The sequence below is a fragment of the Stenotrophomonas sp. 78350_Sma genome, assembly GCF_056482105.1.
On the sequence record NZ_CM151182.1, the window covers coordinates 2,932,612 to 2,947,416 of the forward strand.

A 14,805-nucleotide genomic window follows, 5' to 3' on the forward strand; every position below is an offset into this window, starting at 1 on the left:
GCACAGCCGCGTTGTGGATGCCATGCACGTCGATACCCTCTGGTCCAACGTTCACCTGATCACCCTCGATGGCGAAGGGCTGGGTGTCATCCGCGATGGCGTACTGGCCTGCGCGGACGGGCGCATCGTCCACGTCGGTGCCGCCGGCAGCGATACCCACCTGCGGCCGACCACCCGCATCGACGGCGAAGGCCGCTGGATCTCGCCGGGCCTGATCGACTGCCACACCCACCTGGTCTACGCCGGCAACCGCGCCAACGAATTCGAGCAACGCCTGCAGGGCGTCAGCTACGCCGACATCGCCCGCGCCGGCGGCGGCATCGTCTCCACCGTGCGCGCCACCCGCGCCGCCACGCCCGAGCAGCTGGCCAGCGAAAGCCGCCCGCGCCTGCTGGCGATGCGCGCCGAAGGCGTGACCACGATCGAGATCAAGTCCGGCTACGGCCTGACCCTGGCCGACGAGCGCAAGCAGCTGCAGGTCGCGCGCGCCCTGGGCGAGGAATGCCGGGTCAATGTGGTCACCACCTTCCTCGGCGCGCACGCGATTCCGCCGGGCCGCGAGGCGCAGGAATACACCGACGAGGTGTGCAGCGTGATGATTCCGGCCATCGCCGCCGAAGGCCTGGCCGAAGCGGTGGATGTGTTCTGCGAGAACATCGCGTTTTCCCCGGCGCAGGCGCGGCAGGTGTTCGAGGCTGCGCGTGCGAACGGGCTGGCCGTGAAGATCCACGCCGAACAGCTGAGCAACCAGCACGGCGCCGAACTGGCCGCCGGTTTCGGCGCGCTGTCGGCCGACCATATCGAACATCTGGATGACGCCGGCATCGCCGCGATGGCCGCCGCCGGCACCGTCGCCGTGCTGCTGCCGGGCGCCTTCTATTTCACCCGCGATACCACCCTGCCGCCGATCGCTGCATTGCGCGCGGCCGGCGTGTCGCTGGCATTGGCCACCGACAGCAACCCGGGCACCTCGCCGCTGACCAGCCCGCTGCTGGCGATGAACATGGGTGCCACCCTGTTCCGCCTGACCGTGGATGAATGCATCGCCGGCTTCACCCGTGAAGCGGCGCGCGCGCTTGGCCATGGCGAGCGCATTGGCCGCCTCGCCGTCGGCCTGGACTGCGACCTGGCGATCTGGGACATCAATGCCCCCGCCGACCTGGTCTATCGCATTGGATTCAACCCGCTGCACGCGCGCGTGGTGCGCGGACAGCCCGACCTGCCTGCCTCCTGGAGCAACACATGAGCAACACCCTGGTTCTTCGCCCCGGCCATGTCACTCTCGCCCAGTGGCGGCAGGTCTATCGCGGTGCGCCGCTTGCACTGGACCCGGCTGCACTGCCGGTGGTGCGCGCCAGTGCTGCGGCGGTGGCCGCCATCGTCGCCAAGGGCGCGCCGGTGTATGGCATCAACACCGGCTTCGGCAAGCTGGCCAGCGTGCGCATCGAGCGCGAGGACCTGGCCACCCTGCAGCGCAATATCGTGCTCTCGCACGCTGCCGGCGTGGGCGAACCGATGCCGGCCAGCGTGGTGCGGCTGATGATGGCGCTGAAGCTGGTCAGCCTCGCGCAGGGCGCTTCGGGCATCCGCGAGGAAACCCTGCTGCTGCTGGAAGCGATGCTGGTCAAGGGCGTGCTGCCGGTGGTACCGGCGCAGGGCTCGGTCGGCGCGTCGGGCGACCTCGCGCCGCTCTCGCATCTGGCCAGCGTGATGCTGGGCGTCGGCGAAGCCTTCATGGGTGACCAGCGTCTGCCGGCAACCGACGCACTGGCCCGTGCCGGCCTGCAGCCGATCGAGCTGGGCGCAAAGGAAGGCCTGGCCCTGCTCAACGGCACCCAGTTCTCCACCGCCTATGCACTGGCCGGCCTGTTCGAGATCGAGACCGTGTTCCAGGCCGCACTGGTGACCGGCGCGCTGTCGGTGGAAGCAGCCAAGGGTTCCGACACACCGTTCGACCCGCGCATCCATGCCATCCGCGGCCAGCGCGGGCAGATCGCCACTGCCGCCACCCTGCGCTCGCTGATGCAGGGCTCGGACATCCGCGAATCGCACCGCGACAACGATGTGCGCGTGCAGGACCCGTACTGCCTGCGCTGCCAGCCGCAGGTGATGGGCGCGGCGCTGGACATCCTGCGCCAGGCCGCGACCACGCTGGAAATCGAAGCCAACGGCGTGTCCGACAATCCGCTGGTGTTCACCGATACCGGCGAAGCGCTGTCCGGCGGCAACTTCCACGCCGAGCCGGTGGCCTTCGCGGCCGACATGCTGGCGATGGCGGTGTGCGAGATCGGCTCGATCAGCGAGCGCCGCCTGGCGATGCTGGTGGACCCCGCACTGTCCGGCCTGCCGGCGTTCCTGACCCCGCGCCCTGGCCTGAATTCCGGCTTCATGATTCCGCAGGTGACCGCCGCCGCGCTGGTTTCGGAAAACAAGCAGCGCGCCTACCCGGCCAGTGTTGATTCGATCCCGACCTCGGCCAACCAGGAAGACCATGTGTCGATGGCCGCGCATGGCGCGCGCCGCCTGATGCAGATGGCCGAGAACGCCGCCAACGTGATCGGCATCGAACTGCTGGCCGCTGCGCAGGGCTGCGACTTCCACGCCCCGCTGCGCTCCAGCACGGCGCTGGAAAGCGTGCGTGCCACCCTGCGTGCACAGGTGCCGACACTGGAAGAAGACCGCTACTTCCATCCGGACATGGTGACCGCCACCAATCTGGTGCGCAGTGGCGCGCTGGCGCAGGGCATGGCCGACCTGCTGCCAACCGTGGAACCGCAGGTATGAACGCCCATCCCGAATGGCTGACGGTGCACGAGGGCGATGCCCCCTTGATCGTCAGCTTCCCGCATACCGGCAGCGAGCTGCCGCACGAGCTGATCGGCGACTACCACTCGCCGTGGCTGGCACGCCGCGATGCCGACTGGTGGGTACACGAACTGTACGATTTCGTGCGTGGCATGGGCGCGACCACGGTGCGCTCGGCGATCTCACGTTCGGTGATCGACCTCAACCGCGATCCCAGCGGCGTGTCGCTGTACCCGGGCCAGAACACCACCGGCCTGTGCCCGCTGACGACCTTCGACAACCAGCCGCTGTACCACGCCGGGCGCGAACCGGACGAAGCAGAAATCGCCCGTCGCCGCGACACGTATTTCCTGCCTTACCACGATGCGCTGGCCGCACAGATCACGCGCCTGCGCGCGAAGTTCGGCACGGTCGTGGTGTATGACGCACACTCCATCCGCTCGCACATCCCGCACCTGTTCGAAGGCGAGCTGCCGCAGTTCAACCTTGGTACCGCCGGCCCCTCCGGTGCGCCGGATACCTCCTGCGACAACGCGTTGAGCGATGTGGTAGAGAACCTGCTGAAGATCAGTGGCATGAGCCAGGTGCGCAACGGCCGCTTCAAGGGCGGCTGGATCACCCGCCACTACAGCAACGTCGCCGGCGGCGTGCACAGCCTGCAGATGGAGCTGGCCTGCCGCGGCTATATGCACGAACCCTTGCCGGACCAGGTGGACGAACACAGCTGGCCCACCCCGCTCGACCCCGACCACGCCGCACCGCTGCGCCACACCCTGGCGCAGGTGCTCAACGCCTGCCTTGAATTCGCTACGAACCGGAGCGCCGCATGACCCGCAACGACCCGTCCCGCACCATCGCCGCGCCGACCGGCACCACGCTGAACGCCAAGAGCTGGCTGACCGAAGCGCCGCTGCGCATGCTGATGAACAACCTGCACCCGGACGTGGCCGAGCGCCCACAGGAACTGGTGGTGTACGGCGGCATCGGCCGCGCCGCGCGCGACTGGGAGAGCTTCGATGCCATCGTCGAAACGCTCAAGCGCCTGGACGACGACCAGACCCTGCTGGTGCAGTCGGGCAAGCCGGTGGGCGTGTTCCGCACCCACGCCGATGCGCCGCGCGTGCTGATCGCCAACTCCAACCTGGTGCCGCGCTGGGCCAACTGGGACCACTTCAACGAACTGGATAGGAAGGGCCTGGCCATGTACGGCCAGATGACCGCCGGCAGCTGGATCTACATCGGCGCGCAGGGCATCGTGCAGGGCACCTACGAGACCTTCGTGGAAATGGGCCGCCAGCACTTCGGTGGCGACCTGACCGGGAAATGGCTGTTCACCGGTGGCCTCGGTGGCATGGGTGGCGCACAGCCGCTGGCTGCCGTGATGGCCGGTGCCTCCTGCCTGGCCGTCGAATGCCGCAAGAGCAGCATCGACATGCGACTGCGCACCGGCTACCTGGATACCTGGACCGACAATCTTGACGAAGCGCTGCGCCTGATCGACGAATCGTGCAAGGCCGGTACGCCGAAGTCGGTGGGCCTGCTCGGCAACGTCGCCGATGTACTGGCTGAACTGCTCAAGCGCGGCGTCAAGCCGGATTTGCTGACCGACCAGACCTCCGCGCACGATCCGGTGAACGGCTATCTGCCGCAGGGCTGGACGGTCGAGCAGTGGGATGAGAAGCGCGTTTCCACCCCCAAGGAAGTGGAGAAGGCCGCGCGCGCATCGATGGCCAACCACATCCGCGCCATGCTCGGCTTCCACGCGTTGGGCGTACCGACCGTGGACTACGGCAACAACCTGCGGCAGATGGCGCTGGAAGAAGGCGTAGAAAACGCGTTCGACTTCCCCGGTTTCGTGCCGGCCTACATCCGCCCGCTGTTCTGCCGTGGCATCGGCCCGTTCCGCTGGGCGGCACTGAGCGGTGATCCGGAAGACATCGCCAAGACCGATGCCAAGGTGAAGGAACTGATTCCGGACAACCCGCACCTGCACCGCTGGCTGGACATGGCCGCCGAGAAGATCAAGTTCCAGGGCCTGCCGGCACGCATCTGCTGGGTCGGCCTGGGTGATCGTGATCGACTGGGCCTGGCCTTCAACGAGATGGTCGCCAACGGTGAACTGAAGGCGCCGGTTGTGATCGGCCGCGACCACCTGGACAGCGGCAGCGTTGCCTCGCCGAACCGCGAAACCGAAGCAATGGCCGACGGCTCCGATGCGGTCTCCGACTGGCCACTGCTGAACGCCCTGCTCAACACCGCCAGCGGCGCGACCTGGGTGTCGCTGCATCACGGTGGCGGCGTCGGCATGGGCTTCTCGCAGCACGCCGGCATGGTGATCGTCTGCGACGGCACCGAGGCAGCGGCCAAGCGCATTGGCCGCGTGCTGTGGAACGACCCGGCCACCGGCGTGATGCGCCATGCCGATGCGGGGTATGAGATCGCGGTGGAATGCGCGAAGGAGAAGGGGCTGGATCTGCCGGGAATTCTGGGCTAATGCGGGGTTGCCGGCCAGCGGCCGGCACGCACATCATCCCGTGCCATCAGGGCAATGCGCGGCAGTGTCCCCGATCCGCCGGCGTGCATGCCATGGAAGAGGCTTGCGCCAGCTTCAGTGGCATCGCACCTAAAGTTGCGCGGTGCCCTGCCGATACCGGAGATCAACAAGGAATGTTGCCCTCCGGCCTGTTTACTCGGGCCAGCGCCCCTGTGGGCTCATTCCTTTCTGATGAACTCTTCTGCTGAAAGGAATCCACTGTATGGCTCACGAAATCACCATGGATCTTGCCACCAAGTTCGTACTGCACAAGGACGTCGAACTTGCCGTCAGGAAAGATGGAAAGCTGCTCGGTACCGCTCTGATCAGCAAAGGCAACATCGAATGGGTGCCCGCAGGCAATTCGGTGAACAAGAAGCGGCTGAGCTGGGCCAGGTTTGCTGAGCTGATGCAGGACCAGGGCAAGGATGTGAAGATCAAGTAGATCGATCGCGGATTGCCACATCGCCCTGCGACGGAGTCTCAGTGCCAGGACTTCGTCTGAATCCCGTTCTGCACCATCGAGATGTTCTCTCCAATGAGCGTTCTTCAACGTCTGCTACTTGTCGCCACCTGCATTGCGGTCACCGGGCCTGCGAGCGCAGCAAACCAGATCAGCACAAAGCTCCCATACGAGACCCGGATCAGCCCGCTCGTTATTCTGGATGCGAACAATGAGGGTTCCTGCGCACTGCCCTCGCCGGATGGGCGTCGCCGCACTCCCTACTTCCCTGATCTCAGGCAGCGTTGCAGCATCCTTGCACAAGCCCTGTTTGCGTCACTCACTACCCGCGGCTTCGACGCAAAAATGGAATCCTTCACGCCTGATGCACCCATCGGCTACAAGGAGTATTACGCCGCGTTCGCTGAGTGGAAGCGAGGCGTAATTGAAAAGTACCCCGATCGGTACGTGCTGACTTACCACGGACTGGTGGACGAGAGAAAGCAAAGCTACCTGGTGATGAATCTGTCCGGACCAGGCGACGGCGAACGCCCGCTGCTTGGCACGATTGAGCTCAGCAAGGACCAGATGTGGACCGTTACCAAGCTCGGCGATATGAACTTCATTGGCCCGACCCCGTTGCCGCGCCTCATCGAGCTGCTGAGCAACACCCTGGAGGAGCGCTGTCCGACCCGCGGGTTCATGCGTAACTGCTATGGCCGTGGCTGGCTCATGGACAAGAGCCCCAGGTAAGGCCTCAGCCACAATCGATAGGGTGTCGGCCACCGGCCGGCATCACCGCCATCAGGAAATACAGGAAACCACGCACAGCACGCCTTTCATGACCGCTACGGACCTGCGTGCAACGCTCGACTGCCGCCACGCCTTCTATCCGGGCATACCCGCATGATCCCGTGTGGCACGAAGCCCATCCGCTCATGCATGCGTGATCCATCGAACAGGGCCCGCTTGACCCCACCTGCAGCCGTGACCAACATGCGCCATCTCCGCTGACGGATCACCGCGATGTACCGCACCCTTGCTGCTGCATTGCTCTGCGCCCTGTTCGCTGCTCCACCCGCTTCTGCGCGTGGGCTTCCCGTCGGCCTCTCTTCACAGCTCGAAGCCCAACTGCAGACCAACCGCGAGCGTTACGGCATCGCCGGGCAAGCGGTGCTGGTCGCCCACAGCGGTCAGGTGCTCTACCAGGGCGCCAGCGGCGAGCGTGACCCGGCCACCCACGCGCCGGCTACCATCGATTCCATTTTCACAGCGCAGTCGATGGCCAAGCTGCTGACCAGCACGCTGGTGATGCAGTTGGTCGACCAGGGCAAGGTGGATCTGGATGCACCGGCCAGCCGTTATGTACCAGACCTGCCGGCCGCCTGGCGGACGATCCCGGTGCGCGACTTCCTCAACCACAGTTCGGGCATCGGCGAGTACTACGACCGTGTCGACAACCGTTGGATCAGCAAGGGCTACAGTGGCGTCGCGCCGGATCTTGCGGCAGCCCTGAAGGTCGCCGCGGCCGCGCCGATGCAGTTCGCCACCGGCAGCCGTGTGCAGTACACGCAGGCCAACTACCTGGTGCTGACGGCGTTGCTGGAAGCGCACTATCGCAAGCCCTTCCCGGCCATCGCGCGCGAGCGCATCCTGCGGCCGCTGAAGATGGCCAGCACCTCGTGGGGCGTGGCCAGCGTGCCGGCGCAGCGTGCGGCGGTGGCCTACATCGGCAAGGACGGCACCTTGCAGCCGGCCAACGAAGATCCGTGGCCGCACTACGGCTGGGGCCATGCCGACCTGCAGACCACCGTAGGCGACATGAACCGCTTCCTGCAGGCACTGGCCACCGGCAAGCTGCTGCGCACGGCCACCCTGGAAAAGCTCTGGCAGCCGCAGACGCTGAGCGGCGGCGGCCGCAATTACTACTCCACCGGTTGGGATACTGTGCGCAGTGACGGCTACACCCAGGTTGGCCACGATGGCGGCACCCGCGTACGTGCGCGGCTGGCCTACAAGGACACCCTGGACAGTGGCTACTGGGTGTTCGTGTACCTGACCAATGGCAGTGCGCGCAATGTGTGGTCGAGCACGCTGGTGGAAAGCACGATGGCGGTGGCCGCGCCGAAGGAATTCCCGCACGCGGTGTTGTCCGAACGCTTGATTGCCTATGCGCTGGATGATGATGCGGGCGCTGCACCAGCTCTGCGCGCATGGTTGCGCGACAGCAGCAGCATTGCGACCGATGAACTGGAGCGTGCGATCAATGCCGATGGCTATGCCATCCGCGAGAGCCTCGGCGCGCGCAGCGCATTGAAGGTGTTCGCCATCAACACCGAGCTGTATCCCGATTCCGCCAATGCGTGGGACAGCCTGGCGGAGTGCCATGCGGCGCTGGGCGAGAAGGAGATCGCTGAGCGGCTTTACGCAAAGTCGAAGGCGCTGGCGAAGCCTTCGCCGTAAACCCTGCTGTAGAACCGAGCCCATGCTCGGCTGCGCTTCGTGGCGATCGCAGAGAACCCGCGCTGCGCGCGATAGTCGAGCGTGGGTTCTGCTGTACAGGGACACCGCAGGTGGCCATACGCAGGTGGAGGGTGACGTGGGGCCACCGAACTGTTAACTTTCGCGCCACTTTTGTGGTTTACAGCATTTCCGCATGTCGCTCTCGCCGTACCGCCCCACCCCTTCGCTGCTGTTCCTGGCCGTTTCCCTCGGCCTTTCTTCCACCGCCGCTGCGGCCCCACAGGCCACCACGCTGGATGCTGTGCAGGTCACCGCTGCCGCCGATGCCAGCGCGCAGGCGCGCGAGGCGCTGAAGCGCGTGCCGGGAGCCAGCAACGTCATCAACGTGGCCAAGGCCGATAGCCGCCTGTCCTCCAGCGCCGATGTGCTGGCCTACCAGCCGGGTATCAGCGCGCAGTCGCCGGGGAACGAAGGCACCAAGATCTCGATCCGTGGCTCGGGCATCAACCGGGGCCCGGGTGCGCACGCCTCGGGCATCGCCGTGTCGATCGACGGTCTGCCACTGACCGGCCCGGGTGGCACGCCCTACGAGCTGCTGGAACCGCTGTGGCTGTCGCGCGTGGAAGTCCTGCGCGGCGCCAACGGCTTCGAGCGCGGCGCGCTGGCGCTGGGCGGTGCCATCGACTACGTCAGCCGCAGCGGCCGTGATTCGGCTGGCGTGCAATTGCATTACGAGGCCGGCAGCCGTGGCTACCAGAAGCGCGGTCTCAGCTGGGGCGGCGTCAGCGGCGACGTCGATTACTTCCTGGCCTACACCGATACCGAATTCGACGGCTACCAGCGCCATGCGCGCGGCGACGGTAAAGGCGCGATGGCGAACATCGGCTGGCAGATCACGCCCGACCTGCAGACGCGCTTCTTCGTGCGCTATCGCGAAACCAACCACGAAACACCCGGACGCCTGACCCGCGACCAGATCCGCAATGACCCGCACGCGGCGAACGCAGCCAACCTGGCCATCGATGCGCGCCGCCCGCAACCCGGCAGCACCTGGGTGGGCAATGTCACCACGCTGCAGATCGATGAGGACTCCTCATTGCAGGCCGGGCTGGTCTATCACAAGTACCCGATGGACTTGAACGAGAGCCTGTACCGCCAGCAACTGGACTACGCCAACCTCAACGCCACGCTGGACTATCGCCACCGCCACCGGCTGTTCGGGCTGGACAGTGAAACCACCGTCGGCCTGCGCGTCACCCACGACCTGGACGCCGACGTGCGCGAGTCGCTGCGCTTTGCCAGCAACGGCTATGCCGCCGGCACGCGCACGCGTGATTTCCGCCACCACGGCACCGACAGCACGCTGCACGTCGGCAATACCCTCACCTTCAATGACCGCCTGCGCTTGCAGACCGGGCTGGCACTGATCAACACCCGCCGCGACGTGCAGGTGACCTGGCCAAGCAGCGGCGGCCGACTGCGCGATCATGACTGGGACTACGCGCCGCGGCTGGGCTTCACCTGGCAGCACAGTGCGCAGACGCAATGGTTCGGTAACCTCAGCCGCTCGGTGGAAGCACCGCATCCGTGGTCGATGATCTGGGGCTCGAACCAGTACTTCGGACCGGGCAATGGCCCGTCCAGCGGTCGCCAGCGCGCGCCGGTGCCGATGCAGAACCAGACCGCCACCACGCTGGAACTGGGTGCACGCGGTGACACGGCGCTGGGGCGCTGGGAACTGACCGGCTACTACGCGCATGTGAACCACGAACTGCTGAGCGTCGAACTGCAACCGGTGCCGAACCTGTTCATCGCCGAGAACAACGCCAGCCCCACCGTGCACCGTGGCATCGAAGCCGGATTGGACAGCACGCTGTGGCAGGCTGCGCCGGGACGCCTGTCGCTGCGTCAGGCCTATACCTTCAGCGATTTCCGCTACCGCCACGACGCGCGCTTCGGCAGCAACCTCCTGCCAGGCCTGCCGCGCCACAGCTACCAGGCCGAGCTGCGCTTCGATCATGCCTCCGGCCTGTACGCCGCGCTGAACACCGAATACGCCTCGCGCATCGCCGTGGACTATGCCAACAGCTACTGGGCCGACAGCCATGTGATCTTCGGCAGCCGCATCGGCTACGACGCACCCGGCGGTCGTTGGCAGGCCTGGGCGGAGATGCGCAACATCGGCAACCGCCACTACGCCGCCACGGTCACGCCGGGCTACGACGATGCCGGCAGGGATGTCGCGCGCTCGACGCCGGGCGAAGGGCGTGGTGTCTATGCGGGCCTGCGCTGGCGATTTGACTGATTGCCGCAGGCGGCGCCGGGGGAGCTCCGGCGCCGTCGCTCCAGGGTCAGCCGATACGCCAGGCCGGCAGGCGCTCGCTGCGCTTCCAGATGGAGGGCGCGAAACCAATCAACACCATTGCCGCCAGCCACTTCGGTGAGGTGCTGAGCAGTGTCGAGGTGAGCGAGCCATCGACGGGGGCGGCCATTTCCTGCCACGGGTTGTAACCCAGGTAGACGACGCTGCCTGCCCACCACAGCAACGCTACACTGATGCCCACGAGCAGCAGGGCCAGCGTGCGGCAGGTCCAGCGTTGCGAGGTGGTACCCCACTCGCGGGATACCGCGATCAGCAGCCCCACCACCAGCAGCGATACCAGGGCCACCAGGGCGACATCGACCTTGTGCCCGATACGCTCATAGCTGCAGGCGCGGCATTGCGCCTCTTCCGCGGCAGTAGCGGCTTCGGCGCGATCGACCTGCCCGGCTGCGGGCTGCGCCAGTGCTGCAAACGGCATCAGTACTGCCAGCAGCGTTACCATGATCCAACGAAACAACATCCTGTTGCGGTGTGTAGCGACGTCCATGCGCTCTTCCTCGTCAGTGGTTGTACATCCAGGGCCGCAGTACGCGGCCGTCCCATGCGCCGCCCAGACCTCGTTCCGGGGGGGCGGCCATCCAGCGTCCTTGTTCCCGATGCAGTACGACAAGCTCCCGGTAGACGAAATCGTCGGAACACGAATCCCAGGCGACCGCGATCATAGCCCACTGCCCGTCGACGCTGAAAACGGGCCGGGTCAGATAGGCGAAGTGGTCGTATGTCCGAGTCGGCCCATGCTCCGTTGCCCCGCATCCCTGCTCCCGCAGCGCTCGAAGCCCCGCGCTGTCCATCCGCTGCGCACCAGCCAATGCGGCGCTTGGCACTGACATGGAACGGCGATTGGCGGGAACCAGGTCCGCCTGCAGCTGCAACCGCAGCGCATGGATGTCAGGCGGCCACCGGTCGTCCAGCGGCAGGACCAGATCGTCCACCTCCTGGCAGGTGGAGGCACTGCTGCCCGGCCAGCAATAGGGCAAGGTCTGCTCCATCACGTAGATGTCCTCCCCCACCGCGTCGGTCAACTGCGGCTGCTCCTGCGGGCGCCATTGATCGACGCGCGTGGACGGCGTCTGCGGTGCGCTGGGCACCGCGCTCAGCGAGGTTGGCAGAACTGGCGTTGGCTGCGGCAATGCGGGTGGAAGGGGAAATGGCGGCCTCTGCCGGATCGCCAGCGCCATCGCCTCAGCCTGCATCTGCGCCGTTCCCAGGTTGACCGGTGGCGGACCGATCGCCTGCTGCCACCTCGGGCGCAGGCTGCAGATCCCGGCCATGAGAGCCAAAGCCGACAGCGCCGCCGCCAGCGATGCAATGCGCCGCCAGGCGATCCGTTGTTGGCAGTCACGGCCTGGCTTGAAAGACGTATCTGTCATCACGGCTCCGGCAACGCGGGCCACAGGCCGTGTCCAAAGCTCATATGGCGGACAGGCTCCACTCGAATGCGCTCCCATCCGCCCTTCCTGCGGTGCAGAAGGTAGAGGCCACGCATACCCGTTCCGCCGCTGCACAGATCCGAGGCGATCGATGCCATTGCCCAGTTCCCGTCCAGGCTGAACACAGGACGCTGAAGATAGACAACGCCCAGATCCGGATTGCCCGGTCCGCCCATGCATCCCTCGATACCGCGCGCGCGTCGTTGCTGAAGCTCGTCCCACGTCATCCGCTGCGCCCGCACGTGTGCAAGCTCAAACGCGAGGTCGGGTACCCGTACAGCCCGACGGTTCACAACCTGCAGCATCGACTCCAGATGCTGCTGCAGTTGAAAGGACGCTGCACTGTCATCATCGCGCCACTCGACGACGCTGTGGCGAACCTGGCAGACCTGGGCGGGTTCTCCTTCATGGCACGAAGGCACGGTCCATTCCATCACAGCGAATGGTATGTCGGGCTCCCAGCCGCGCGGCTCGAAGTGTGCTGCCGCCACGCTTTCCAGCCGCACCGCTGCGGTCGCGAACCCACTGTTATCGGCCAGCATCGGGGAGGAGACTCCCTTCATTGGAATCGGTGGAACCGGTGGCTTTCCTGGCGGTGTCGGTCGCAGGTCGATGAGCTCTGCCATCACTTCGGCCTGCATCCGTGCCGTTCCCAGATTGATCGGAGGCGGGCCGACATCCTGCCGCCACTGCGGGCGCACGCTGGCCATCAGCGCTAAGACTGCAACCATCGATAGAACGACCGTTGTGGCCAGGACGCGTTTCGGTGCAATGCGCTGTCGCATGAAGATCCTGGAAAAGTGAAGCACAGGGGGAAATCGCCCGGAACTGCAGTACTACCCGTCCAGCACTACCGCCATCGGGCAGCGCAGGCGCCGGTCAACGCGACGATCATGGCCACCCGCGTGCGCGGCCAGCCGCACGCACGACTTCACCGCCACGGCTCCTGGGCAGCTTCAATGCACTGATGGAAAAATGGCGCGAGTTCTTCATGCCGCCACCCGTCGGCGGGAGGCATCGCGGCCAGGGAGCTCAGAAACCTGATACTGCATGCGGACATCCTTGCCGGGCACGCGTAGGCGGTGGTGGGCGGATTCTAGCGCGATGGGGCCGCGGGTCCATCACCCACGGGCCGCACTGGCGCCGGCCTTGGACCCGCGCGCCGGCGGCTGGATTATGATTCTGCACCAGAAAAAGCAAGCGTCACGGCATGCACGCCTCCCAGTTCACCCGCGCCACCGCCCTCGCGATGTTCGTTCCAATGATTGGCCTCGCCGGTTGGGGTTCGTGGTTCGGTAGCCGCTGCTTCAGCGATGGCTGCCTCGGCATCCTGCTGGCATGGCTTGCCGCTATGGCCACCTTTGCGGTGCAGGCGTTGCTGGTGCTCCCGATGCATGCCTGGGCCCTCAAGCGGCAGGGAGCCCCCGCCTCTCGCAGCTACCTGCGTTGGTTTGGCGCGTCGGCCATCGCGGCCTTCCTGCCCATCGCGCTCGGCTGGAGCTACATGCTGATCTTCAGATGATCTGCTGCGCGTCTCCCGCACACGAATAGCCGGATCAAGGAGGCGCGGCGGCCTTCAGCAACTGCGCGGCCACCTGGTCGAACGGCGCGATGTCCTGCAGCGCACGGCTCATGGCCACGGAGCCTTCCACGCTGGCAATCACCAGGCTGGCCAGTCCATCCGCCGCCGCAGGTTCGTGGCCGTCGGCAATGAAGGCTGCGGCCAGATGCCCCTGCCAGCGCACGAACACCTCTGCGGCGGCCACGCGCGGTTGGCTGGTAACCGCCTCGACCGGTTCTTCGACGGCAGCGGCCAGCACCGGACAGCCCGCGCGGAACCCGGAACGCAGCAGACGCTCGCGCCACATCGCCAGGAACTGCTGCAGACCCTGCGCCGCTCCCTCCTTCAGCAACTGCACCAGCAGCGCCTCGACCTTGTCGCCAGCCATGTAAGTGGCACGCGCCAGCAGCTCCTGCTTGCCGCCGGGAAAGTGGTGGTAGGTCGAGCCCAGCGGCGCCTCGGCCAGCTTGGTCACTTCACGGATGCTGGTGGCATTGAGACCCACGCGCGCCAGCATCTGTGCCGCAGCATCAATCACGCGTTGTGGCGCATCAGAGGGGCGCGGGCTCATGGCAGGCTCCTTGCCAGGACAGTCGTCATAGATTAGCGTATCGGCGATTCTATAACAGTCGTCATAATCATGAATCTCTGGTTCCGCCTGCTCCATCTGCTGCTGTGCAGCCTGTTCCGGCCGAAGCTGGAGGCCCCGTTCGGGGTCTCGCGCCTGCAGTTCCGGGTGCTGCCCAATGATCTGGACAGCAACCTGCACATGACCAACGGCCGCTACTGGAACATCTTCGACCTGGGCCGGCTGGACCTGATCCTGCGCATGGGCCTGGGCCGGGTGGCGCTGCGGGAGAAGTGGGCACCGATCGTCGGCGCCGGCACCATCCAGTTCCGCCGCGAGCTCAAACCGTTCCAGCGTTTCACCCTGGAAACGCGCCTGGTGGGCTGGGTCGGCTCGCGCGGCATCATGGAGCAGCGCGTGCTGATCGGTGCCGAGCAGAAGATTGCCACGCGCGCGCTGCTGGTCACCGGCATCTACGACCGCCGCGCGCGCCAGTTCCTCGGCATGCCAAAGATGATGGAAGCGATCGGCGTGGCCGCCCCGCCGTCGCCGCCGCTCAGTGCGGCCGCCGAAGCGCTGCTGGCCGCCGATGCGGCGTTGAAGCTGGACGACGCCTGAGG

Annotated in this window: 14 protein-coding genes; 10 read left to right on the forward strand and 4 right to left on the reverse strand. The window is 66.2% G+C overall.

Going from position 1 to position 14,805, the window contains the following annotated elements:
- The first annotated feature begins 22 nt into the window (after nt 1–22).
- From hutI to ACZK4H_RS13715, 8 genes are all read left to right on the forward strand, one after another.
- On the forward strand, nt 23–1,246 hold the full coding sequence (hutI, locus tag ACZK4H_RS13680) for an imidazolonepropionase (RefSeq protein WP_099552394.1): 1,224 nt from the start codon (nt 23–25) through the stop codon (nt 1,244–1,246).
- Nucleotides 1,243–2,784 (forward strand): histidine ammonia-lyase, encoded by a 1,542-nt coding sequence (gene hutH, locus ACZK4H_RS13685; protein WP_099552335.1) that lies wholly within the window; start codon nt 1,243–1,245, stop codon nt 2,782–2,784. Before hutI ends, hutH begins: the two co-directional genes overlap by 4 nt.
- Complete coding sequence (gene hutG, locus ACZK4H_RS13690; protein WP_099552336.1) at nt 2,781–3,635, forward strand: N-formylglutamate deformylase; 855 nt, start codon at nt 2,781–2,783, stop codon at nt 3,633–3,635. Before hutH ends, hutG begins: the two co-directional genes overlap by 4 nt.
- Entirely contained in the window at nt 3,632–5,299 is a 1,668-nt protein-coding gene (hutU, locus tag ACZK4H_RS13695; protein WP_099552337.1) for a urocanate hydratase, read from the forward strand. The genes hutG and hutU overlap by 4 nt, the downstream gene beginning before the upstream one ends.
- A gap of 262 nt (nt 5,300–5,561) precedes the next feature.
- Nucleotides 5,562–5,783 carry a hypothetical protein gene (locus ACZK4H_RS13700; protein WP_049443231.1) on the forward strand — a complete coding sequence of 74 codons (222 nt, stop codon included), beginning with the start codon at nt 5,562–5,564 and terminating at the stop codon, nt 5,781–5,783.
- A 93-nt stretch (nt 5,784–5,876) separates the two neighbouring features.
- The gene (locus ACZK4H_RS13705) at nt 5,877–6,533 is read left to right on the forward strand and encodes a hypothetical protein (protein ID WP_143567601.1); all 657 of its coding nucleotides are present in this window, start codon (nt 5,877–5,879) and stop codon (nt 6,531–6,533) included.
- A 273-nt stretch (nt 6,534–6,806) separates the two neighbouring features.
- A complete protein-coding gene (locus ACZK4H_RS13710; RefSeq protein WP_099552339.1) occupies nt 6,807–8,243 on the forward strand; it encodes a serine hydrolase domain-containing protein in 1,437 nt (478 codons plus the stop codon).
- 193 nt (nt 8,244–8,436) lie between these two features.
- Nucleotides 8,437–10,548: a TonB-dependent receptor family protein gene (locus tag ACZK4H_RS13715; protein WP_099552340.1), complete on the forward strand. Its 2,112-nt coding sequence runs from the start codon at nt 8,437–8,439 to the stop codon at nt 10,546–10,548.
- A 46-nt stretch (nt 10,549–10,594) separates the two neighbouring features.
- Here ACZK4H_RS13715 and ACZK4H_RS13720 read toward each other — a convergent pair whose 3' ends face one another.
- Genes ACZK4H_RS13720 through ACZK4H_RS13730 form a run of 3 tightly spaced genes read right to left on the reverse strand, consistent with a single transcriptional unit; the run spans nt 10,595 to nt 12,841 of the window.
- Nucleotides 10,595–11,113 carry a hypothetical protein gene (locus ACZK4H_RS13720; RefSeq protein ID WP_099552341.1) on the reverse strand — a complete coding sequence of 173 codons (519 nt, stop codon included), beginning with the start codon at nt 11,111–11,113 and terminating at the stop codon, nt 10,595–10,597.
- A 13-nt stretch (nt 11,114–11,126) separates the two neighbouring features.
- Nucleotides 11,127–11,996 (reverse strand): hypothetical protein, encoded by an 870-nt coding sequence (locus tag ACZK4H_RS13725; protein ID WP_099552342.1) that lies wholly within the window; start codon nt 11,994–11,996, stop codon nt 11,127–11,129.
- A complete protein-coding gene (locus ACZK4H_RS13730; protein WP_099552343.1) occupies nt 11,996–12,841 on the reverse strand; it encodes an energy transducer TonB in 846 nt (281 codons plus the stop codon). Before ACZK4H_RS13730 ends, ACZK4H_RS13725 begins: the two co-directional genes overlap by 1 nt.
- A 425-nt stretch (nt 12,842–13,266) precedes the next feature.
- Here ACZK4H_RS13730 and ACZK4H_RS13735 point away from each other — a divergent pair, with 425 nt between their 5' ends.
- Nucleotides 13,267–13,578 carry a hypothetical protein gene (locus ACZK4H_RS13735; RefSeq protein ID WP_099552344.1) on the forward strand — a complete coding sequence of 104 codons (312 nt, stop codon included), beginning with the start codon at nt 13,267–13,269 and terminating at the stop codon, nt 13,576–13,578.
- 34 nt (nt 13,579–13,612) lie between these two features.
- Here ACZK4H_RS13735 and ACZK4H_RS13740 read toward each other — a convergent pair whose 3' ends face one another.
- Nucleotides 13,613–14,188 carry a TetR/AcrR family transcriptional regulator gene (locus ACZK4H_RS13740; protein WP_099552345.1) on the reverse strand — a complete coding sequence of 192 codons (576 nt, stop codon included), beginning with the start codon at nt 14,186–14,188 and terminating at the stop codon, nt 13,613–13,615.
- A 69-nt stretch (nt 14,189–14,257) separates the two neighbouring features.
- On the opposite strand from ACZK4H_RS13740, the gene ACZK4H_RS13745 reads away from it, so the two are divergent.
- A complete protein-coding gene (locus ACZK4H_RS13745; RefSeq protein WP_099552346.1) occupies nt 14,258–14,803 on the forward strand; it encodes a thioesterase family protein in 546 nt (181 codons plus the stop codon).
- The last annotated feature ends 2 nt before the right edge of the window (nt 14,804–14,805 follow it).